19 protein-coding genes are annotated in these 20,402 nt (G+C 33.1%); 18 read left to right on the top strand and 1 reads right to left on the bottom strand.

The genetic code is table 11. The features are described from left to right. The first annotated feature begins 11 nt into the window (after nt 1–11). From CLOLE_RS18930 to CLOLE_RS18905, 6 genes are all read left to right on the top strand, one after another. Nucleotides 12–701, top strand: coding sequence for a response regulator (locus CLOLE_RS18930; protein ID WP_013658730.1), 690 nt, complete (start codon nt 12–14; stop codon nt 699–701). Between the two features lie 3 nt (nt 702–704). Beyond that, nucleotides 705–2,456, top strand: a complete 1,752-nt coding sequence (locus CLOLE_RS18925) for an ATP-binding protein (RefSeq protein WP_013658729.1) — start codon at nt 705–707, stop codon at nt 2,454–2,456. Between the two features lie 132 nt (nt 2,457–2,588). Beyond that, on the top strand, nt 2,589–3,116 hold the full coding sequence (locus CLOLE_RS18920) for a hypothetical protein (protein WP_013658728.1): 528 nt from the start codon (nt 2,589–2,591) through the stop codon (nt 3,114–3,116). A 24-nt stretch (nt 3,117–3,140) separates the two neighbouring features. Beyond that, nucleotides 3,141–4,526 carry a hypothetical protein gene (locus CLOLE_RS18915; protein ID WP_013658727.1) on the top strand — a complete coding sequence of 462 codons (1,386 nt, stop codon included), beginning with the start codon at nt 3,141–3,143 and terminating at the stop codon, nt 4,524–4,526. 103 nt (nt 4,527–4,629) lie between these two features. Continuing rightward, complete coding sequence (gene yycI, locus CLOLE_RS18910) at nt 4,630–5,514, top strand: two-component system regulatory protein YycI (RefSeq protein WP_013658726.1); 885 nt, start codon at nt 4,630–4,632, stop codon at nt 5,512–5,514. Between the two features lie 95 nt (nt 5,515–5,609). Then, nucleotides 5,610–6,860: a UDP-N-acetylglucosamine 1-carboxyvinyltransferase gene (locus tag CLOLE_RS18905; protein ID WP_013658725.1), complete on the top strand. Its 1,251-nt coding sequence runs from the start codon at nt 5,610–5,612 to the stop codon at nt 6,858–6,860. 354 nt (nt 6,861–7,214) lie between these two features. Here CLOLE_RS18905 and CLOLE_RS24090 read toward each other — a convergent pair whose 3' ends face one another. Continuing rightward, nucleotides 7,215–7,631, bottom strand: coding sequence for a prepilin peptidase (locus CLOLE_RS24090; protein ID WP_013658724.1), 417 nt, complete (start codon nt 7,629–7,631; stop codon nt 7,215–7,217). A 54-nt stretch (nt 7,632–7,685) separates the two neighbouring features. Here CLOLE_RS24090 and CLOLE_RS18900 point away from each other — a divergent pair, with 54 nt between their 5' ends. The 12 genes from CLOLE_RS18900 to essC all read left to right on the top strand — a co-directional run bounded on the left by CLOLE_RS18900 (nt 7,686) and on the right by essC (nt 20,401). Then, complete coding sequence (locus CLOLE_RS18900) at nt 7,686–9,023, top strand: P-loop NTPase family protein (RefSeq protein WP_013658723.1); 1,338 nt, start codon at nt 7,686–7,688, stop codon at nt 9,021–9,023. Between the two features lies 1 nt (nt 9,024). Next, the gene (locus CLOLE_RS18895) at nt 9,025–9,939 is read left to right on the top strand and encodes a hypothetical protein (RefSeq protein ID WP_013658722.1); all 915 of its coding nucleotides are present in this window, start codon (nt 9,025–9,027) and stop codon (nt 9,937–9,939) included. Beyond that, nucleotides 9,915–10,742, top strand: a complete 828-nt coding sequence (locus tag CLOLE_RS18890) for a MinD/ParA family ATP-binding protein (RefSeq protein ID WP_013658721.1) — start codon at nt 9,915–9,917, stop codon at nt 10,740–10,742. The genes CLOLE_RS18895 and CLOLE_RS18890 overlap by 25 nt, the downstream gene beginning before the upstream one ends. Before the next feature lie 24 nt (nt 10,743–10,766). Further along, complete coding sequence (locus tag CLOLE_RS18885) at nt 10,767–12,242, top strand: ATPase, T2SS/T4P/T4SS family (protein ID WP_013658720.1); 1,476 nt, start codon at nt 10,767–10,769, stop codon at nt 12,240–12,242. Beyond that, entirely contained in the window at nt 12,220–13,203 is a 984-nt protein-coding gene (locus CLOLE_RS18880; protein ID WP_013658719.1) for a hypothetical protein, read from the top strand. Before CLOLE_RS18885 ends, CLOLE_RS18880 begins: the two co-directional genes overlap by 23 nt. Then, complete coding sequence (locus CLOLE_RS18875) at nt 13,200–14,081, top strand: hypothetical protein (protein WP_013658718.1); 882 nt, start codon at nt 13,200–13,202, stop codon at nt 14,079–14,081. Before CLOLE_RS18880 ends, CLOLE_RS18875 begins: the two co-directional genes overlap by 4 nt. A 64-nt stretch (nt 14,082–14,145) precedes the next feature. Then, nucleotides 14,146–14,382, top strand: a complete 237-nt coding sequence (locus CLOLE_RS18870) for a hypothetical protein (protein ID WP_013658717.1) — start codon at nt 14,146–14,148, stop codon at nt 14,380–14,382. Continuing rightward, nucleotides 14,383–14,868, top strand: coding sequence for a hypothetical protein (locus CLOLE_RS18865; RefSeq protein WP_013658716.1), 486 nt, complete (start codon nt 14,383–14,385; stop codon nt 14,866–14,868). 9 nt (nt 14,869–14,877) lie between these two features. Then, nucleotides 14,878–15,381, top strand: a complete 504-nt coding sequence (locus CLOLE_RS18860; RefSeq protein ID WP_013658715.1) for a hypothetical protein — start codon at nt 14,878–14,880, stop codon at nt 15,379–15,381. A gap of 13 nt (nt 15,382–15,394) precedes the next feature. Next, complete coding sequence (locus CLOLE_RS18855) at nt 15,395–15,625, top strand: EsaB/YukD family protein (protein WP_013658714.1); 231 nt, start codon at nt 15,395–15,397, stop codon at nt 15,623–15,625. An 11-nt stretch (nt 15,626–15,636) separates the two neighbouring features. Further along, nucleotides 15,637–16,461: a DUF5050 domain-containing protein gene (locus tag CLOLE_RS18850; protein ID WP_013658713.1), complete on the top strand. Its 825-nt coding sequence runs from the start codon at nt 15,637–15,639 to the stop codon at nt 16,459–16,461. Between the two features lie 31 nt (nt 16,462–16,492). After that, complete coding sequence (gene essC / locus CLOLE_RS18845) at nt 16,493–20,401, top strand: type VII secretion protein EssC (protein ID WP_013658712.1); 3,909 nt, start codon at nt 16,493–16,495, stop codon at nt 20,399–20,401. Nucleotide 20,402: the final 1 nt, after the last annotated feature.

The raw sequence follows: 20,402 nt of genomic DNA, 5'->3' as shown, positions 1-20,402 counted from the left end.
GGGGAGATTCAATGCAACGTATTGGTATTATTGAAGATGAAAAAGCTATTTCGGACATTATTAAGTATAACCTAGAAAAGGACGGCTACGAGGTATATACAGCCTATGATGGTGAAGAGGGTCTAAATCTTATCAAAACAAAGGATTTAGACCTAGTCCTACTAGATATTATGCTGCCTAAGAAAGATGGCCTAGAAATTTGTAAGGAAATTAGACAAACCAAAGAAGTGCCTATTATCATTATTTCTGCAAAAGCAGATGAAATCGATAAAGTTTTAGCTTTAGAATTGGGTGCTGATGATTATGTCACAAAACCTTTTGGTATGAGAGAGGTTATGGCAAGAGTAAAAGCAAGACTTAGAAGAAAAATGACAGAGGGAAATAAAGCAGAAGCTAACGAGGATAACTTAGTAGAAGATAATTTGTGTATGGATCTTAAAAAGTATGAAGTAAGTAAAAATAATGAAGCTATTGATTTAACTCTTAGAGAATTTGAGCTTTTAAAATTCCTATGGCAAGCCAAAGGACAGGTGTTTTCTAGAGAAGAGTTATTAGAAAAGGTTTGGGGCTATGAGTATTATGGTGATGTAAGAACAGTAGATGTAACCATTAGAAGACTAAGAGAGAAAATAGAAGACGATGCCTCCAAAGCAGCTTATGTATTAACCAAAAGAGGTGTAGGCTATTATTTTAGAGGCTAAGTTATGAGAACAAGCATACAGCTTAAAATCGTATTGATTTATTTGTGCACTATTATCATCATTATGCTCATAAGCGGTACATACATTGTATATAGTACAGAAGAAAGAAGTTATGAAAGCGTACAAAGCACCATCGAAAACATGGCTGAAAACATTGAAGAGAGAGGCAATTGGAATCTAGATGATTTGAGCAATCAGGTAGATGATCAATATGAAATTTATTGCTTAGATTCAGAAGGAAGAGTGGAAAGTACTACAGGTGGTAAATTAAGTATAGGTGAACGTGTAAAAGAGGAAGTAGTTGTTAGGGCTAAAAGAACCAAAAAGTCGGCTACAGCTGAAATTAGCCATTTTTCTGTTTTTACTGGCAGTGAATATACAGATCATGCAAGGGTTATCTTGAATAAACAGGGAGATATCGAACGTATTATTTATATTAAGGCTAATATAGTAGATGTACACAATAATATCTTTAGCATCATGAAAACGATTACCATAGGACTGGTGCTAGCTATGTTTATTACGGGTTTCTGTGGTATTGTATTTTCTAATATGATTACCTCACCTATAAAAGCACTTACTAATAACTCAAAGAAATTGGCTGCTGGTAATTCTATTAATAGAATACCTGTAGAAGCAGCAGATGAAATTGGAGAATTGACTCAGAGCTTTAACTACATGGCAAGTCAATTAAGTACTACTATGGAGGTCATTACTAGTGAAAAGAATAAACTAGAAAAAATTTTTGAACATATGGCTGATGGTGTTATGGCCTTTAATAGGCAAGGCGTTTTAATTCATGTTAATTCTGTATGTTATGAAATGATAGGTGCTACTAGTATGGCTCCTAATTTCGAAGAAGTTTTTGAAAATATAGGTCTTGAGGTTAACTTTGAAGAACTACTAGCAGGTAAGCCTTATGAAGGCGCAGATCAAACATTAACTATAGGTGATAGATATTTAAAAATGCATTTTGATGTTTATCTAAATGCTAAAAAAGAAGCAGATGGCCTAGTAGTGGTTATCCAAGATGTTACGAAACAGCAAAAGTTAGATCAAATGCGTAAAGAATTTGTAGCAAATGTATCTCATGAACTACGTACACCACTTACCACTGTAAAGAGTTATACAGAAACCTTATTAGATGGCGCTATTGATGAAAAAGAGACGGCTATGCATTTCCTTGGTGTTATGGAAAAGGAAGCAGACCGTATGACGGCCTTAGTTCAAGATTTATTGGAGCTTTCTCGTATTGATAACAAGCAAATCCAGCTAGAATTTGTTAGGCTTAACTTAAAGCCTCTTTTAGAAGAGGTGCTAGAAGCTCAGTACATACATATTATTAAACATGGTCACCAGCTAGAAGTAGGTTATGATAAAAAAGAAGAATATTTCATAGAGGGCGATCTTTCTCGTATAAGACAAATTTTACATAATATTTTATCCAATGCTATTAAATATAGCCCAGAGCCAGGTACCTTAGGTGTCTACATGAAGAAGGAAAATGCATATGTTATAGTAGAAATCACTGATACAGGAATGGGTATACCAGAAGAGGACTTAGAACGCATCTTTGAACGTTTTTATAGAGTAGATAAAGCGCGTTCTAGAAAGATGGGTGGTACAGGACTAGGCTTATCTATTGCCAAAGAATTAATGCTTCTTCATGGTGGGGACATAAAGATTGAAAGCCAGTTAGGACAAGGGACAAAGGTGATTTTAAATTTTCCAGAAGCCGTAATGAAAATGTTATAAGATGTAATCATATTGTAATATTGAAAACAGAAAATTTGTATTATAATATAAGTAGATTAATAAATGACTATATGACAAATGAAAAGTTAATAATAGATGACTTTTAGATTTAGAGAAAGGGGGATTGTAGTCATGAAGAGAAGAAAAAGTTTAGTTTTCTTATTTGTATTTGTGATGATGAGCTTATATGCTAGTGCCATTTATGCTAATGATACAAAAGAGGCAGTTAAAGGTGTTAATGTGCAAGTGGTAACAGAGGAAAAAGATGGTAATTCCATCGATTATTTAGTAAGTGAGGATGACTACGTTAAAATCGCCCGTAACAACTCAAGTTTAAAAGTAGCTAATACCACCTTTGAAGGTAAACAGCTTTTAATAGGCAATGTGAATAAAGGAACAGAAATCACAATTGCTATTTATAATAAAACAGCTAATAAAGAAGAGTATAGTGAAGAAGCTAGTAACACCTATACTATAAAGGTTGATACCTCAGAAGGTTTTGAACAACTTATAGAGCTTTTAGAAGGCGATAATAAGATTAAAATCACTTATGTGAATAAAGCAGATAAAAAAGAGGATGTAATGGTCTTTTATATCAAACGCGAAAGTGCAGAAAACAAAAAAGCAATTGAAAGTTTCGTGGTTAAAGCAAACTTATAATCAAAGCAAGATAAGGGTGAGCATATGAGAAATAATTTCATTAGACTTGGTATCCTAGGCACCCTCATTATATTATGCATATGGCAGACTACAATATTATGGCTTGGCGATACGTCAAGCCATAATTTTTTAGGTGACACATCTAGTGATGTAGTGACTCAGCCAAAGGAGATATGGGTTAACAAAAGTGGTCTGGCTTATAAAATTGACGGGGATAATGATCAAGGCAGATTAGGGCTTTTAATAGAACTAGTTAGTGAGATGAAAAAAGGGCAATATAAGATTGCTTCAGAAGATCAATATACTTATGCCCAACTTTTAGCAAGACAGGGATTCGTATATGAATATGGACTAAGCTTAAGCCTAGATGAAATTTTAGGTTTTACAATCAATAAAGAAAATAGTAAAAAAGAAATGGATAAGATTTCTGAAATTTTTATTGATATTAGCGAGAGTGATAGTTATCGTAACTATATTTATCTCATCAATGAAAAGCAAAAGGTTACTGCAAAAGTTACTTTAGAAGGCAGGTTAGAGTTACATAATAAGACAATCAAGCATTATAATGATGAAAATAAGATTGAAGGAGTTAAGACCTATCAAGCTAGCTTATTAAATACTAATTACAGTTTATTTAGTAATTATAGTAATGCATTTTTAAAAAATGTATTTTATCCTCTAGACAATCAAAACCTGCCGATTCCTTATAAAGAGCTTTATATAAAGCCGATTATTACAGGAAAAACAGAAGCCGAGCAGATTAATCAATTAGAAAGCTATATTAATGTTTTTTTTAAGAATCCATTGTATAAGGATTATAGTATTACGCCAGATGGCATTGTTTTTAGTGATTCTCTTAATTTGAATATTAGATATTCTAATGAGGGTGTTTTAGAGTTTAAAAAATTAATAACAGGAGATACAATCAAGCTATCGGCAGTAGAAAAAATGAATAAGATTAATAATTTTATTGCTGAGTCAGAGGCTATTCCAGAGCAACTAAAAAAAGGACTTTATTTAAAACAAATTGTTGAAGATGAGAAATCAGGAGAAACTATTTATCGCTTTGGTTATCGTTATGAAGACTTCGAAGTGTTACTTACAGACCATGTAAAAACCGAACTCAAAACCAATGAATTTTTGGAGTTAGCTATAAAAAGTAATCAAATTGTAAGAGGCAGTTGGCTTATGCTAGAATTAGAAATGATCAATAAGGATGTAGCAAGCTATAAGGAATTAACAAGAGAAGTTAAAGGTGCTATCAATGATACATTGCAGCTCTGTAATATAAGCGATTTAGAAGCAGATCCATTAGATTATATTGAGTGTGCTTATATTATTCAAAGCGTAGAATCAAAGATAGATTTTGATTGGGCATCCTTGTTTGAAGATGAGTGGTACTTTCCGTAGAAAAAATTGACAATGCGAAGTTACTTCACATTGTCAATTTTTTTTGTTATATTTATTTTATGGGAAATATAAAATCCTATATTTCCGGATATGGGGGATGGAAATGAATGGAAGAAAAATATTAGAGAGGCTTATTTTATTATTTATAGGCATTAATTTGATATTGTTTATTTTTATTAGCATTAGACGAGGGACACAATATCAGCTTTCACAAACCAGGATAAATAACATCTTAGGGTTATTAACGGAAAGTGGTATCACATTAGAAGCCGAATTACCTAAAGAATTTGCTCCTAAGATGTCAGCTACTTTAAGTTATACAGGCGATAATGTAGCAGTAAGAAGTAATTTAGTCAAAGTTTTTTGGGGGAATGATTTGTCTAAAGTAAGCCGTTCTACAGAGAATAGTAAGGAACACTTTGCGTCCAAAGTTTATTATTTTAATACAGAAGATGAGCGTTTAGCATTTGATAAAGAAGAAATAACATATACGAATACGGGTGTCAATTTATTAGGTGTTAAACCTAGTATTACAGAAGCAAAAGCAAAAGCAGAAGCATTTATCAAAAGGCTTGGAGTAGGCAAGCTTTATAAAAATGCGTCTGTTGAAATAAAAGAAGAGGAGAATAGTGTAATCATAACCTATTTTCCTATTTTTGAGCATATTCCTATATTTGACTTGCCTATTGAAATGAAGGTATATGAAAATGGCATAGGAAGTGCAACAATTTACTTAGGAGAAGTGAATGCAGCAAACGGTAAAAAGCAGAGAATTACGCCTATAGACCTAGTTCTTTTCGGCATCGAGGAATACATTCCCTTAGAAGGGAATATTGTTATAAAGGATATTACCTTAGGGTATAAAAGGCTTGAGAAAAAGGGAAGCAATTTGTGGGGAGAAGAAATTGTACCAATGTATAAAATTGAGGTAGATGGTTTAGAAAAAACGTTATTTGTTAATGCTTATACCAATGAAATTGTCAAATAATGAAATTAAACTTTTTATTTACTAGTTTTAATGTTATAATCTAAGATGGCGTAGAGTGCAATGCTTTGTTAAATAATAATTAAGAGGTGTTAAGGTTGAGCGAGTTGTATATAAGAGGTGGAAAGCGTCTGGTAGGCGATGTAGTAATTAATGGAGCAAAAAATGCAGCAGTTGCCATTTTACCTGCAGCTCTTTTAGTAGATGGAATTAGTGAAATTGAAAATTTACCATATATAGATGATGTTATTAAATTAAAAAGTGCTATGGAAGACTTAGGTGCTATAGCTCACTTAAAGGATGAACATACCTTAGAAGTAGATGGTTCTACCTTATATAGTTATAAGGCAACCAATGAAGCTGTTGGAAATATTAGAGCTTCCTATTATTTAATAGGGGCACTTTTAGGACGCTTCAAAAAGGCAGAGGTAGCTATGCCAGGAGGGTGTAACTTTGGTGTGAGGCCTATTGATCAGCATATTAAAGGCTTTGAAGCATTAGGAGCAAAAGTAACCATTGAAGATGGTATTATTAAGGCTTATGCCGAAAAATTAGTTGGAACTAAAATTTACTTAGACGTAGTCAGCGTAGGGGCTACGATTAATGTCATGCTTGCAGCAACCTTAGCAGAAGGAACAACGATTATTGAAAATGCGGCAAAAGAGCCACATGTAGTAGATGTTGCTAACTTTCTTAATATAGCAGGTGCAAGCATTAAAGGTGCTGGGACAGATGTGATTCGTATCAAAGGGGTAGAGAGACTTACAGGTGGTAAGTATGCTGCTATTCCAGATCAAATTGAAGCTGGAACATACATGATTGCCGGTGCTATTACAGGTGGTGATGTATATGTTAGAAATATTATTCCAGAACACATGTATTCAGTGAGCTTAAAAATGATGGAAATGGGTATTAAGATTGAAGAAGGTGATGATTACATTAGAGTAACAGCACCAGAGGTTCTTAAAGGTACTAATGTGAAGACCCTACCACATCCAGGTTTCCCAACAGACCTTCAACCACAAATGGCAGTACTTTTAAGCATAGCTAATGGCAAAAGTACAATTATTGAAGGGGTATGGGACAATCGTTTCCAGTATATTGATGAGCTTAAGAAAACAGGCGCTCAAATCACAGTAGATGGACGCACAGCTACAGTTGAAGGCGTAAGTGAATTAACAGGAGCAGAAGTAGCTGCCACAGACCTTAGAGCAGGAGCTGCCTTAGTTTTAGCTGGACTTCGTGCTAAGGGAGAAACACATATTAAAAATGTTAAATACATCGATAGAGGTTACGAAGCCATAGAGAAAAAGCTTAAGGTATTAGGCGCAGATATCGAACGTAGATAATATAAAGTATAAAAATATCATATTAAATAAAAGGCGATACTAGAAATTTTTCTAAGTATCGCCTTTTATTTTTTGCTTTCAAAAAAGGTAGAGCATTTGAGGGATAGGAGTCAAGAACTATTTAGCTATTTGATATTGCTTGCAAGGGGAGGAACTGATTATAAAAGTAACTGCGAGGTATCACTTGGGAGGCTATGAGAATAACAGATTATATTATTAGCTAGTTCTCACTTTCTTTTAGGCTTATTTTGATATAAATATATGAATAAAATTAAAACAAATGTTGAAATATTTAGTATTTTAATATAATATATATTATATTAAAATACTAAATATTGTAATTGGTTTAAGTAATTACAATATAAAAAACAATAAGTAAATTAAGGAAAAGCATATAAAAGGTGCTAATGGTAGGGAATAAAGTCGCTTTTTGGAGAAAAAAGTATAAACAGCACAAAATATTAGCCCCAAAGTACAGGTTAATACAAATAATAAGGTATTTATTTTAAAACCTAAAAATAATCCTGTACATATAAGAAGCTTAATATCTCCTAAACCTATAAATTTACTATATAAGACATTGAGAAAAAATAGAATAAATGAGGGAAAAAATAAACCTATGCAATAATGAGATATAGGATGTGAAAAAGGAAGGAAACAAAATCCTATTATTAATAATAAAAAGATAGCCTTATTAGGAATCCTTCTATAACAATAATCTGTATAAGAAAAATAAAGAAGAAAGATAAGTAAAATTATATATTTAATCATATATGCCACCAATCTATAGTATTTAAAATGATATAAAAAGGGGAGAAATTAATATTGGAAATATTATTAGTAGCAGGAAGTATAAACAATAAACTTTATTCAAACATAGCATATAAAAAAAACATAATCAATAAGCAACCTATTTATATTTCTGAATTAATAGAATTATTAAAAAAGGAAAGTGTGCGCTTTAATACAGTATTAATAGTTGATGAGGGGATAGATGAGACCTTAGAAAACTTACAAAAAATATTAATTGAAACTAAAAAGATAGATAAAGAAAAAGAAATTGTAATGATGACAAGTAACTTAGAATATAAGCATAAATTTGATGGTACTAAAGTATTTTACAATCAAGACATTCGTTTATTCGAGGATGAATATAATCAAATATTAAAGAGTATTGTGGAAGATGAAGCACCAAGAAGCACAAAGGAAGAAGCAGTAAAGGAAAATAAACTAGTGCAACAAGTAGAAGAAGAGCCTAAGAAAGAAAAAGGTTCTTTTATCGGAAGATTTAGTGGTGTATTCCGAGCAAAAAAAGAGGCAGAAGAAGAGAGTGATGATAAGCGATTCAAGCATATACGAAAGGGCATAAGTAGAGTAATAGGAGTAACCGGTCATAGAGGTGTAGGTATTACTAGTACAGTAGTCAACATAGGTTATGAAGCATCTAAGCGCAACCTAAGCACCATTATCATAGATTTGGATATATATAATAGGACCACTAATTTATACTTTAGTGAATTTATGAGACAAGCTGAAAGGGATGAGCATTTAGCAGCCTCTTTACTAAAATGTCTTGCAAAACCTCAAGACTATCAAAGTAATGCTTGTCAGGTTGCCAGCAAATTATGGCTTACTGGCTTGACTTATAATTTTGAAGATAAGCATTTGATGAATCAATTTTTTAATACTAGCAAGTTAATGAATTTACTAACTGTACTTAGGCAACATTTTAATGTCATTCTACTAGATTTACCTTTTGAAGTATTAAAGGATTTTGAAGAAGTTATTCCAAATATTGATGCTTTTGCGTTGTGTGCCAATAATAATCAGTATTCTATTATCACTACCCTTAGGAATATGGGTAATTGTTTATCAAGTGAAAACATAGGATACGTTAATGCAAAGTCTAAGCTAGTTATTACTAGATATAATGACAGAGCACAATATGAAGATGAATTTTTTACACCAGATAAGGTGAGTGAAATTTTTGCTTCTGACCTTTGTGAGGAGCTTTCTATAAAAATGCCAATTGCAGGGTTTGTAAGACAAGAAGAAGATTTTGATATGCAGATAGAAAGAGATATTCCTATTGTAGAAACTAATAAAGCCTTTAAGGAATACTATTCTAATGTATTACTGCGTATTATGGAGGGAGCTAATTAAGATGAAATTAAATGTAAAATCAGTAAAAAATGTAGCACCTAATAAAAATATGATTAAAAAGGTTATTGCAGTGACTATTAGCATTATTGTCATTATTGTCTCATATGTTAGTATAACAAAAGCAGCGGAGGACACGAGAAATACTGTGGCTGTAGTAAGAATAAAAAATCCAGAAGGACTACAGATGGATGCTCTTGTCACTGAGGAGGATGTAGAGAAATATAATGTTATTCGGACAGAATATAATCCAGATATGGTATTAGCTGAGGATATAGATAATGTTATAGGAATGTATACTTTATATTATCTCAGAAAGGATAGTATAGTTTATAAGGATCAGCTAGGAGGAGAAAGGCCTATTACAAATGAGTGGTTGTATCAACTTGGTGAAGATGATGAGGTTATTACGCTTCAGTATAATTATCTCAAGTGTGGAGGAGATATATTAATGCCAGGTGATCGTGTAAGAATAAGGGCAACATATGAACTTTCAGAACAAGATTCTGGTACAGGAGCGGATAGTTGGTATGGTAGTGATAATAGTTCTATAGAATATCAAGATGCAAGGGAGAAAAACATAAGAACACAAATTATTTTTGATAGCATTGAAATTATGGACATGCTTAATGCAGATAGTCACTCTATCTATGAAGTATATAAGGAAGTACTACGTTTAGATGAAAAGTCTAGGCAACAAGTTATGAAAAGTGATGAATTTTTAAAGAGTATTTTGCCAAGAGCCCTTGTACTAGCAGGAACAAAAGAACAAATTAACGAATATGCTAAGTATGCCAATTTAAAAGAAGGTGAATTGTTGATTACCATTTTAAGCCGTGAAAATAGTAATCCAATTATTGAACAATTACCAACTTTACAAAGCGAGGTACAACGATGGATAAAAGAGGACGAAAAGTAGGGATTAAAAGTTTATTAGAGAAGATTACACCTCAAGATAATGAACAAATAGGGGGAGCACAAAAGCAGATTCTCTATAATGTTATAGGGTTTATTTCTGCCAGTGACTTTGCGGATAATGGTGCATTGATTAGTAACTTAGGGTATTTATTAGCTGAAAAAAATTTTAATACATGCATTGTGGATTTTAAGGTGTTTTATCCGACACTCTATAATTACTTAGATTTAGAGCACAATGAAAGAGGAAAGGGACTACTTAGTGTACTAAGAGATGATAAGGCAGATATTAGAGAACATATTAATACAACAAAGTATAAACAATTATACTTGCTCTCACCCAGTCCCTATGATTTGATTGAAGAATATGTGGACTTTAAGTTTGAATATATAGAACGGGTAATTGAAGAATTAAAGGAAATATTTGACATTGTACTTGTAGATATACCTAATAATCCACCACTGGAATTTTGTTTAGCAAGCATGAAGCAAGTACATAGGGGATTTATCACAGTAAGTGAAAGAATAGAAAGTATAGTTAATGCTACAAAATTATTAGAATTTGCAAATTCAGTGGGGATTACAACTGCTAAGTTTACTAATATGATCTATGTAAATACCTTGAATACAAATTATGATTATGGAGCGCTTAAGGAAACTGAATTAAAATTAGTTGCACAGCTTCCTTTAGTTCAAGGTGTTATTGAAGAATACTTTAAAGGAAATATTTATATGAAACATTCTAGTATCATTAATAAACAGTATGTAGCAGGGATACATAATCTAATGCAGATCATTTTAGGCTAGTAGTTAAGAGGGGAGTGAGTCAAAATGCTTAATCGTGCCAAAATAAGTGAGTTGCAACAAAAAACCATGTATGAAAGAAGGCAGGGTGTCTCAGAAGAAGAAATAGATGAAAAGCTAAAGCATAATACGATTAAATTTAATGAAGCTTTGGAGTTTTGTCAAAAATACATTAGTAGCAATGCAACTAATGCCTTTAGAAGAGAAACTGACCCAGGGAAGAAAAGAGGGATTACAGCAGCCTACATTAACGAATTTGTAGATTCTCAAAAGCCAATTGTTGAAGGTTATACTGAGTTAAAAGATCTAAAACAAGCTTTGGCAGATGAGATTACTCACTATGGTCCTATTACAGAAGCTATGAACGATCCTTCAATCGATGAGATTAGGGCTAATGGGCCAGATCAAATATTTGTAGAAAAAGAAGGCAGAACAGTTATTTGGGATAAGAACTTCATGAATAAAGAGCATATGGAGCGTATTATTTCTAAACTTATTGGAGTATCTAAGGTAAGATTAACACCTAAGATACCTATGGTTAATGCTAGGACAATAGAAGGTTATCGCGTTAATGCAACACATGCAGATATTTCACCTTATGATGTACCTGCTTTTGTTATAAGAAAATTTAGTAAAAAGAATATTACTCCGAATATTATGATTAAAAGTGAATCATTTTCTTACAATATGTACAGGCTTTTAGCACTTGTTCCGCAAGGAGATTTATCTTGGATAACTGTAGGACCAACAGGAAGTGGGAAGACAACTCTTAATGAGTTACTTGTAAAGCAAATCAACCCTCTTTCACGTATTATCACTATTGAAAATCCTTCTGAGATGCGTTTAGTAAGAAGGGAAAATGACCATGAAAATGGTCGCATTATCAATGACGTTTTACAGTATGAATCTACAGGGGAAGATGACGAAGATAGTCCGGCCACTATGGAAGACTTGCTCATTAATACCATGAGACAGTCTCCACATTGGATTGGACCTGGTGAGCTTAGGCAACCTAAAGAGTTCGCTACAGCCTTACGAGCTGCACAAACAGGTCACTTTTTCTTTACCACACTTCATGCTGAAGGTGATAAAGAAGCTATCTATAGGTTCTTAACAGCTTATTTAATGGAATCTAATGAGCCAGCAGAGTTGGCACTCAGAAATATATGTAGTGCTGTAAAGTTTGTTATTTATCAGGAAAAGCTAGCAGATGGAACAAGGAAGGTTATGTCTATTTCAGAGATATTAGGAGCAGACGGACTTGAACCTATTGTTAATCCTATTTATAAGTTTGTGTGTGAAGATGTTATAGAAGATCAGGAGACACATCGCGTATTAAAAATTATAGGTAGGCATAAACGTGTGGGACAACTTTCTGAGAAAACGCAACAAGCTATGCTTAAAGCTGGAATTAAGAAAAGTCGGTTTGATTTTCTGTTAAAACCAGTGAGTGATGATGAGGAAGAGGTGTATATAACAGATGAATTTAGCTTTGATAGTTAGTTTAGCTCTTGGAGCTACCACCTTTATATTTATGCTTCTTTTCTTCGATATTAAAATTTTTGATGATTTATATAAACTAATAATGGATATTAGTACTACTCTAGTCGATTACGTTCAAGATTATAATAAAAAACGTTATATAGAACGTATGAAACGAGAAAAGATTGTACTTGAAAAAGAAAATTTATTTGCAAAATATAATAGGTTAGTGGAGAGTCTTATTTCAGACTTTAATTTACCATTGACTTTAGAAAGCTTTACTTCTTTATTATCAATTCTTTTTATTATTATAGTTTTAATAATTGTTTTGTTTATCCAAAGTGTCAGCTTAGCAGTAGTTATTGCAGTAGCACTTTTTATAGGATTATTAACCTTTTTCGTTATGCAGTCTAAAAGTATTCGAATGGAAAAGTTAGAGAGTATTATGGATGCTGAAGACCTTATTTGTCCATTAGCCAGAGATGGTGTATTGGTAGCTATTAAGAAGGTTATGGAAAGTGATGAATACATTAATTCTAATATTAGACCATATTTTGCACAGTTTATTGATAACTGTGAGCAAAATGGATATTCCTTTAAGCAAGCTATTACATTACTTAATAAACAATTAGGTAGTAAGTTCGATAACTTCACCAAAAAGGCAATTATATTTGAATATAATGAGCGAAAAGGAATGGCAGATGTGTTTTTAGATATTGTAGATGAAAATGCCGTGTTACGAGAAATGAATGCTAAAAAAGAGCGTATTTTTAGAAAGATGAATAGGGATTTTTTAATTAAAACTTTTATTATTATCGTTTTCTTTATTTATGCGCTTAGTGTAGAAGGATTTAAAGAATTTATGGTGGGAACCGAAGCTGGAAAGATTATTAATACGGCAATGATTAGTATCATTTGTATCAGTTTTGCTAGATGTCAATCCCTTCAAGGAGATTTAAGTGTAGGAGGGGAGAAAAAATGATTTTTATTAGTAAATTAATGATTATTTCCTGTGTAATTTACTTAGTTAAGGTTTTCTTATATCCCTATTATAGACCTGTAAGTAATAAGCATAAAAAGAGAACAAGATCTCACCAAAAGCAACTTAAAAAAGAGAAACAAGCAGCAAAGATGAAGGCCATCAAGCGTCGTATTGGAAAGAAGTATATAGTCTACCTTCTAAGTGAAGCAGAAAGAAAAAGATTAAAGAAAATGTTAGAACGTTTGGATAAAGATATGACACCAGAGGAAGTGAGATTAAATCAATTTCTTTATGCAGGGATGGCAATAGCATTTTCTATTTTCGCATTTAAAGTAAATACAATGTTAGGATATGCTTGTTTAATCCTAGTTGTCTTAGGATGGCTGTACCCTGTAGATGAGTTAGAAAAAACAATTGAACTTAAAAATAAGTATATAGCTAATGATTTTCCCGCCTTTTACAGTATGGTGTATTATCAGTATTCAAAAACAGTTAATATTTTCTTTGCAGATGTGATTAGAGATTATTTACCTAATGCTAATATCTATATGGCAGAGGAACTAGGGTTTATGTTAGATAATATTGATTTTGGAGAAGAGTTTGTATTAAAGCAGTTAAAAAAGAGAGTACCACTACACTATATTATTAAGTTTTGTGACATCATGGAAACGAGACTTAAAGGATATGATAATGTCTCACAAATGGCTTATTTAAAAAATGAACTTGATGAATTTAGAGTAAGAGAACTAGAGAATGAGTTAGAAAAAAGAGAAAAATCTAATGTAAAAATACAGCTTGTTTTAATAATTGTATTAGGCATTTATATTTTTGTATATTATCTATTTACCATTATGGAGTCAATGACTATGTTTCAATAAATAAATATGTAAACCTATTTAATAGGAGCATATAGATTAATAAATAATAAGGGAGGATTTAAAAATGAAAAAAATAAAAGAAAAGATGGAAGTAGCTAAACTAAAGGTATTTACAGAAACTAAGCAGTTACTAGAGGAAGAAAAAGGTGAGTTTGGAATCAAACAATTAGCAATCACAGTAGGCATTATTATTATTGTTGGGTTTGTTATTGGTTTGTTACAAGGTGGGTTATTAGAAGGTTGGATTGGAGAGGTATGGACTTTCTTATTTGATACAATTCAAGGAATGGTAGGGGCTTAAGTGAGAGGTATTGCTAAAGCTACCCTTATTAGTATCATTGTAGCAGTTGCCCTATTTGTGTTTACTAGTTTTATTTATTTTTTTCCATGGTATACAACACTTATTGTTGAGACCTTTAATCTTTCACAGATAGTGGCAGGAGATAATTATTTAAAAGATTCTTATTACCATGATACTTTATCTAGGCTGCAAGACAAGCCTATTTTTAAAGAATATTCTGATGAAATTCGTATCACAATACGCAGAGAAGATGGAAAAGAATACAATTATTATGATGATGATGAAACACTCTTTGAGACTAGTATGGACCAAGATAAACCTTATCAACAAAGAGGGCATACCATTGAGGTAACGATAAGAGCTGTGTATCCATTAAGAGTTAAAATATGGGGAAAAACCATTACAAAAGAGCTAGATAGGCATTTTACCATGAAGACAGTAGGCCTGAAACATTATAAAGATTTGGATTACTACACTATTAAATAGGAGGGAATTATGAGGGAGCTTTCATACATTGTTCTAGGGATTGTTTTTCTATCTAGTTTAGTACAGCCTTTTACAGAGATGGCAGAAGCTTGTAGGCAGAAGATAGTAATCAATTCAGCCATTAATAATTCCTTCCGCGCTGCCAGAGATAGAAGTTTAAAGGAAGAAAGCATGCAGAATCTAGATGCAGAAATAGATATAGAAGCATTCTATGATTATTTCTCAGATGCATTCTGTAATAGTTTAGATTTAAGTGAAGCATCTAGAAACCAAGGTGAGTATGGCTCCATGACATTCGATTCCTATAATGATGATTTCAATGAAATACATGTAGAGTTTCAAATTAGTGATGGTGACGATTATGATGATAAGGAAAAAAAGCAAGTTGAGATTTATGCTAAAACTAACTATAAGTTTAAAGTAGGCATCTTAAAGGCTTTAGAAGATAAGTCTAAATATGATGATTATGCCTTGGAGTTTAAGAAAGAGTATCTCTTATTTGTAAAGAATTAAAGGAGATCAAAAGATGGATTATATATTTATAACACTCAATATAAGTAAAGATACAAGTTATGAGCTAAAAATACCTGGAGAGATTACAGCTGGTGAACTGATAGAAATGATTAGTGAAGCATTTCATCTTAAAACCACGGCTAAAAGGGTTCTTCAAGCAGAGCCGCTAGGAAGAATACTAGGGGAGGATGAAGTACTTATAAAAGAAGGTGTTTTTAATGGTTCGCAAATTACGTTACTTTAAGAGGAGAAAAAATGAAAGCTAATAATATACAAAATGGAGGGTTGATTTGTCAAATTGAGGACAAAGTTGTTATTGGTAATAAAGTAAAAGGAGCAGGAATGTACTGGCTTCAAGGTGGTAGATGTCAAGAATTAAAGGAGATAATGCCTTGGTTTATGAATGAAGATGAGGCATATATTTACTATAGTGATGAACTGAAGGATAGATACCTTTGTAGAATGTCTATAGGTGATGGAATAGAGGTAACATTGGTAAAGGAGCCAGTTTATCTTTTACAACGACATAAAAGTGACCTCTTTTATATTAATGAGAAAAATCGGCAGCTCTATTGCTATGGCATAGAAGACAGAGCAGTACATAGCATTATAGACCAGGAGATTTCTAATTTTGTTATAACACAGAAAGGTATATGTTATAGCAATGAAAGAGGAATCTTTATGACATCTTTTAATGGCAGGGAAAATGAGAAAATTAGTAAACACCAAGCTATACGTTTAATTTGTAATGGGAATTATCTGGTCTTTGCAGATAAAGAGCAAGAATACATATTAAGTTATATCGATTTAGAAAATGGAGATGCAAAGACTATAGAGGGGAGTATGACAAGTAGTATCCTAGCTATAGATGGACAGATCTTTTATAGTAATGCAAAAGAAAACTCTCACATTTATAGATATAGTATAGAAAGTGATTTGCAATTTAAGATAGTACCGGAGAGAGCTGATTACCTTCATTTAATTGATAACAATCTATATTATTTGAGTAAGGATACAAAAATATGGATGAAAGCACCTATTCAAGGGGGAAAAGCAATACCAGTCATTGAATCATTTTAGTTAAGATAAACAAGGAAGGGAAATAGCTATTATGGAGGAAAATAAGGGCATTATTTTTAGTAGACCACCACGTTTTCTACCAGAACTACCTAAAGGAGAAGTGGAGATCCCAGCACCACCATCCAATCAAGATAAACCAGAGATTGGGTGGCTGAGTATATTATTACCACCAGCAGTGATGATTGCAGGTTCCGTGTTAATGAGTATGGCAATGAAATCCAATTCTTTTTATATCTATATCACAATGGCTACAACTGCTGTAACAATATTTATATCCATACTTAATGCAACCAGTCAGATAAAGAAGTATAAAAAGTACATAAGAACAAGAAAGAAAAAATATTTACAGTTAATCAATGATTTAAAGACAGAGTTTACTCTAGCCAAAGAGCAACAAATCGTAGCTATGAATGAGATTAATCCATCACCAGCTGATTGCTTAGATAGGTTAAAGAGTACTGACAGTAAATTATGGGAGAGGACACCTGCACATGAAGATTTTTTGTCAGTGCGTATGGGAATTGGAAGTATTCCTGCTTCTTTACAGCCTAAATATCAAAAGGCTGGGCTACTTTTGGAGCCAGATCCTCTTCAAGAAGAACCAGAAAAATTAGGGAAAGCTTTTGAAATGGTAAGTGATTTACCTGTATGTCTAGAAATCTTAAAGTCAGAGCTCTGTGGAATTGCGGGAAGTGAAAAAGAAGTAAGAGAATTACTTAAAGTACTTGCCTTACAGATAGTAACTAATCATTGCTATCAAGATGTAAAATTAGTTCTTCTGTTAAAAGAAGATGAGCTTGCAGAGTGGGAGTGGATTAAGTATCTACCACATGTATGGGATGATGATTTTAGAATTCGTTTTATGATGTGTGGTTCAGCTATAGCGCATAATACATTAGGTATTCTTTTTGAGCAGTTTAAAGAAAGAGAAAATAGAGTAAGCAAGTCCGATCAAGGCGCTTATAGCTTTTCACAATATGTATTTGTCGTATCTGACTCTGAGCTTTTAGAAGAAGAAGCAATTAGTAAATATCTTTTTAGTGGACATCGTCATCTAGGTGTTTCTACAATTTTCACAGCGGAGCGCAAAGAGTATTTACCAATGAATTGTAGGAGTGTTGTAACTCTTCAAGGGCAGGTAGGCAACTATGCTAATAAGGATAACGGCATACAGGTTACTTTTAATGTAGATGCTGTAAATGCTGAAGAGTTAGAAAAAGCAAGCCGATATTTAGCACCTGTACGCTTGAAAAAATCTTCTGCTAATTTCACCTTACCCAAATCTATTACTTTACTAGAAACCATGTCAGCTAAAAGGGTAGAAGATGTAGATGTATTAAATAAGTGGCGAGCTAATAAAACATACAATGGTATGGGGGTACCTATAGGTGCTAGAGCTGGTGGCGAGTTATTTAATTTAGATATGCAAGCTTATGAAACAAGTCATGGACCTCATGGACTTGTAGCGGGGACGACAGGATCAGGTAAAAGTGAACTTTTACAAAGTATTATTATTTCTTTGGCAATTAACTTTCATCCACATGATGTAGTTTTTGTACTTATTGACTATAAAGGTGGAGGCATGGCCGATGTTTTTAAAGGCATGCCTCATCTGGTAGGTACTATTACTAACTTAGGTGGAAATCAAACAACAAGGGCACTTGTTTCTATTAAGAGTGAGCTTAAGAGAAGACAAGCTATATTTTCAGCCCATGAAGTGAATAATATTGATAAATACCAAAAGCTCTATCATGCCGGTAAAGCTAAAGAACCACTACCTCATCTCATTATGATTGCAGATGAGTTCGCTGAGCTTAAGGCTGAGCAACCTGATTTTATGAAGGAATTAGTTAGTGCAGCCAGGGTTGGACGAAGCTTAGGTGTTCACCTTATCTTAGCAACACAAAAACCGGCAGGTGTAGTAGATGACCAGATTTGGAGTAACTCACGTTTTAAAATTTGCTTAAAGGTTCAAGATGAGACGGATAGTAGGGATGTTATTAAACGGCCTGATGCAGCTATGATTAAGGAACCAGGTCGTGGGTATATTCAAGTCGGTAATGATGAAATATTTGAGATGTTTCAATCTACTTTCTCGGGAGCAGATTATGATCCTGATGGGCAGGCTAGTAAGAAAAGTAAGGGTAAAAAGAAACTATTTAAAGTTAATCTGGATGGCAGAAGTGCGCAGATTTATCCAACGGATCAAGAGCATGTAGATAAGTCAGAAAGAGATTCACAGCTTAAGGCAATGGTGGAATATATTACAGCAGTAGCTAAAGAAAATCAGATAGAAGCACTTAAGGGACCATGGCTACCACCATTAGCTGAGACTATCTATTTAGATGAAGTATTAGATTATATCAAGCCAGAAGAAGATAAGCAAAAAGAAGTATGGCAAAATCAAAATGAAGAATTAATTGCAACTATTGGTATTGAGGATGACCCTAAAGGGCAGAAGCAAGAAGCATTGGCATTGAATTTTACCTCCGAAGGAAACCTTATTATTTATGGAGCAGCAGGTACAGGGAAGACTACTCTAATAGAAGGAATTGTGATGTCTCTTGCCTATCGCTATAGTCCACAGCAATTTAGCTTATACATTATGGACTTTGGTGGGGGAACGCTTAAGAAGTATGAGCAAATGCCTCACTGTGGTGGTGTAATGAGCATTGAGGATGAAGATAAGATTAATCAATTTATGCTCTTTATTTTTAGAATGATGGAAGAACGTAAAGAAGCAATGGCGCAGCATTTTGTAGCGAATATACAGGCTTATAATAAAATGTCAGAACAAAAATTCCCATATATTATTTTAGTTATAGATAATTATTTTGCATTAAGTGAAACCTATGAAGAAGTAGATGAAAAGATTCTTACTCTTTCTAGAGAGGGACTAAAATATGGTATTTATCTAATTGTTACCTCTAATAGCCCGACTCTAATAAGGTACAAATTTAGCATTAACTTTAAAATGGCTATTTCGTTGCAGTTGACAGATGAAACAGAGTACTCAAATGTAGTGGGAAGAACAGAAGGCTTAGTACCAGATAAGGTACTTGGAAGAGGTCTTATTAAAGTGGAATACCCAGTAGAGTTTCAAGCAACCTTACCATATGGTAAGGAACAAACGATTTTGGATGTAGTGAAGTATTTTAATAAGATGGATGGTATAAAAAAGGCTGTCCCTATTCCACAAATGCCAGAACGTATAAGCATTCTAAAGATTAACCAAGAAACCTCACCTGATATGCTTACTATTGGTCTTAATCAGAATGATATGTTACCAGTAACCATAGATCTTAAGACGAATATAGCCATTATGGTAGCTGGAGAGGTACAAACAGGTAAGAGCACAACTCTCATCTCATGGATTAAGGCAATTAGAAAAAAAGTTGGGGAAGAACAATTGCAACTTTATCTAGCAGATTCTAACAATATGGGGCTCTTTAACTTAGCTCAGGAGATAGAACATTTTGATCTTAAGAATGGTGAGATAGAAGAGATCACTAGTGAATTAAGAGATACGCTAGAGCAAAGAAGAGAAGAACTTAATGAGTGTAGAAGAAATAATGGGGATGTGAATCAGGTATATACAAGTTGGAAGCAAATTGTCATTGCATTTGATAATATAAATGAGTTTGCAGAAGATGGCGACTTTGATTTTAAAGAATTAATGGAGTTTGTTATCAAAAAGTGTTATGGCTTAAAAGTAATCATTTTAGCAGCAGGCATAGAAGCTGAATACAATGAAAACTGGGATGGTCTAGTAAAGGCTATCAAAGAAGCACAAGTAGGGGTATTGCTAGGCAGTATAAAAGAGCAAAGTTTATACAATATACGAGTACCTTATGGTTATTATGAAAAAGAAATGCAATTAGGGGATGGCTACTTAATAACCAAGAACAAGTATATACCGCTAAAATTAGCGACTATATAAA

The sequence above is a fragment of the Cellulosilyticum lentocellum DSM 5427 genome (genome assembly GCF_000178835.2).
In the GTDB taxonomy this organism is placed as follows: Bacteria; Bacillota; Clostridia; order Lachnospirales; family Cellulosilyticaceae; genus Cellulosilyticum; species Cellulosilyticum lentocellum.
The sequence above is the reverse complement of the archived record's forward strand: the minus strand, read 5'-3'. Positions and strand labels throughout refer to the sequence as shown.

What these genes read in the sequence shown, in the direction of transcription:
- CLOLE_RS18920 (WP_013658728.1), top strand. Translation starts at nt 2,589, where the DNA reads ATGAAGAGAAGAAAAAGTTTAGTTTTCTTATTTGTATTTGTGATGATG.
- CLOLE_RS18855 (WP_013658714.1), top strand. Translation starts at nt 15,395, where the DNA reads ATGGATTATATATTTATAACACTCAATATAAGTAAAGATACAAGTTAT.
- yycI (WP_013658726.1), top strand. Translation starts at nt 4,630, where the DNA reads ATGAATGGAAGAAAAATATTAGAGAGGCTTATTTTATTATTTATAGGC.
- CLOLE_RS18870 (WP_013658717.1), top strand. Translation starts at nt 14,146, where the DNA reads ATGAAAAAAATAAAAGAAAAGATGGAAGTAGCTAAACTAAAGGTATTT.
- CLOLE_RS18860 (WP_013658715.1), top strand. Translation starts at nt 14,878, where the DNA reads ATGAGGGAGCTTTCATACATTGTTCTAGGGATTGTTTTTCTATCTAGT.
- CLOLE_RS18850 (WP_013658713.1), top strand. Translation starts at nt 15,637, where the DNA reads ATGAAAGCTAATAATATACAAAATGGAGGGTTGATTTGTCAAATTGAG.
- CLOLE_RS18915 (WP_013658727.1), top strand. Translation starts at nt 3,141, where the DNA reads ATGAGAAATAATTTCATTAGACTTGGTATCCTAGGCACCCTCATTATA.
- CLOLE_RS18930 (WP_013658730.1), top strand. Translation starts at nt 12, where the DNA reads ATGCAACGTATTGGTATTATTGAAGATGAAAAAGCTATTTCGGACATT.
- CLOLE_RS18875 (WP_013658718.1), top strand. Translation starts at nt 13,200, where the DNA reads ATGATTTTTATTAGTAAATTAATGATTATTTCCTGTGTAATTTACTTA.
- CLOLE_RS18880 (WP_013658719.1), top strand. Translation starts at nt 12,220, where the DNA reads ATGAATTTAGCTTTGATAGTTAGTTTAGCTCTTGGAGCTACCACCTTT.
- CLOLE_RS18925 (WP_013658729.1), top strand. Translation starts at nt 705, where the DNA reads ATGAGAACAAGCATACAGCTTAAAATCGTATTGATTTATTTGTGCACT.
- CLOLE_RS18895 (WP_013658722.1), top strand. Translation starts at nt 9,025, where the DNA reads ATGAAATTAAATGTAAAATCAGTAAAAAATGTAGCACCTAATAAAAAT.
- CLOLE_RS18890 (WP_013658721.1), top strand. Translation starts at nt 9,915, where the DNA reads ATGGATAAAAGAGGACGAAAAGTAGGGATTAAAAGTTTATTAGAGAAG.
- CLOLE_RS24090 (WP_013658724.1), bottom strand. Translation starts at nt 7,631, where the DNA reads ATGATTAAATATATAATTTTACTTATCTTTCTTCTTTATTTTTCTTAT.
- CLOLE_RS18885 (WP_013658720.1), top strand. Translation starts at nt 10,767, where the DNA reads ATGCTTAATCGTGCCAAAATAAGTGAGTTGCAACAAAAAACCATGTAT.
- essC (WP_013658712.1), top strand. Translation starts at nt 16,493, where the DNA reads ATGGAGGAAAATAAGGGCATTATTTTTAGTAGACCACCACGTTTTCTA.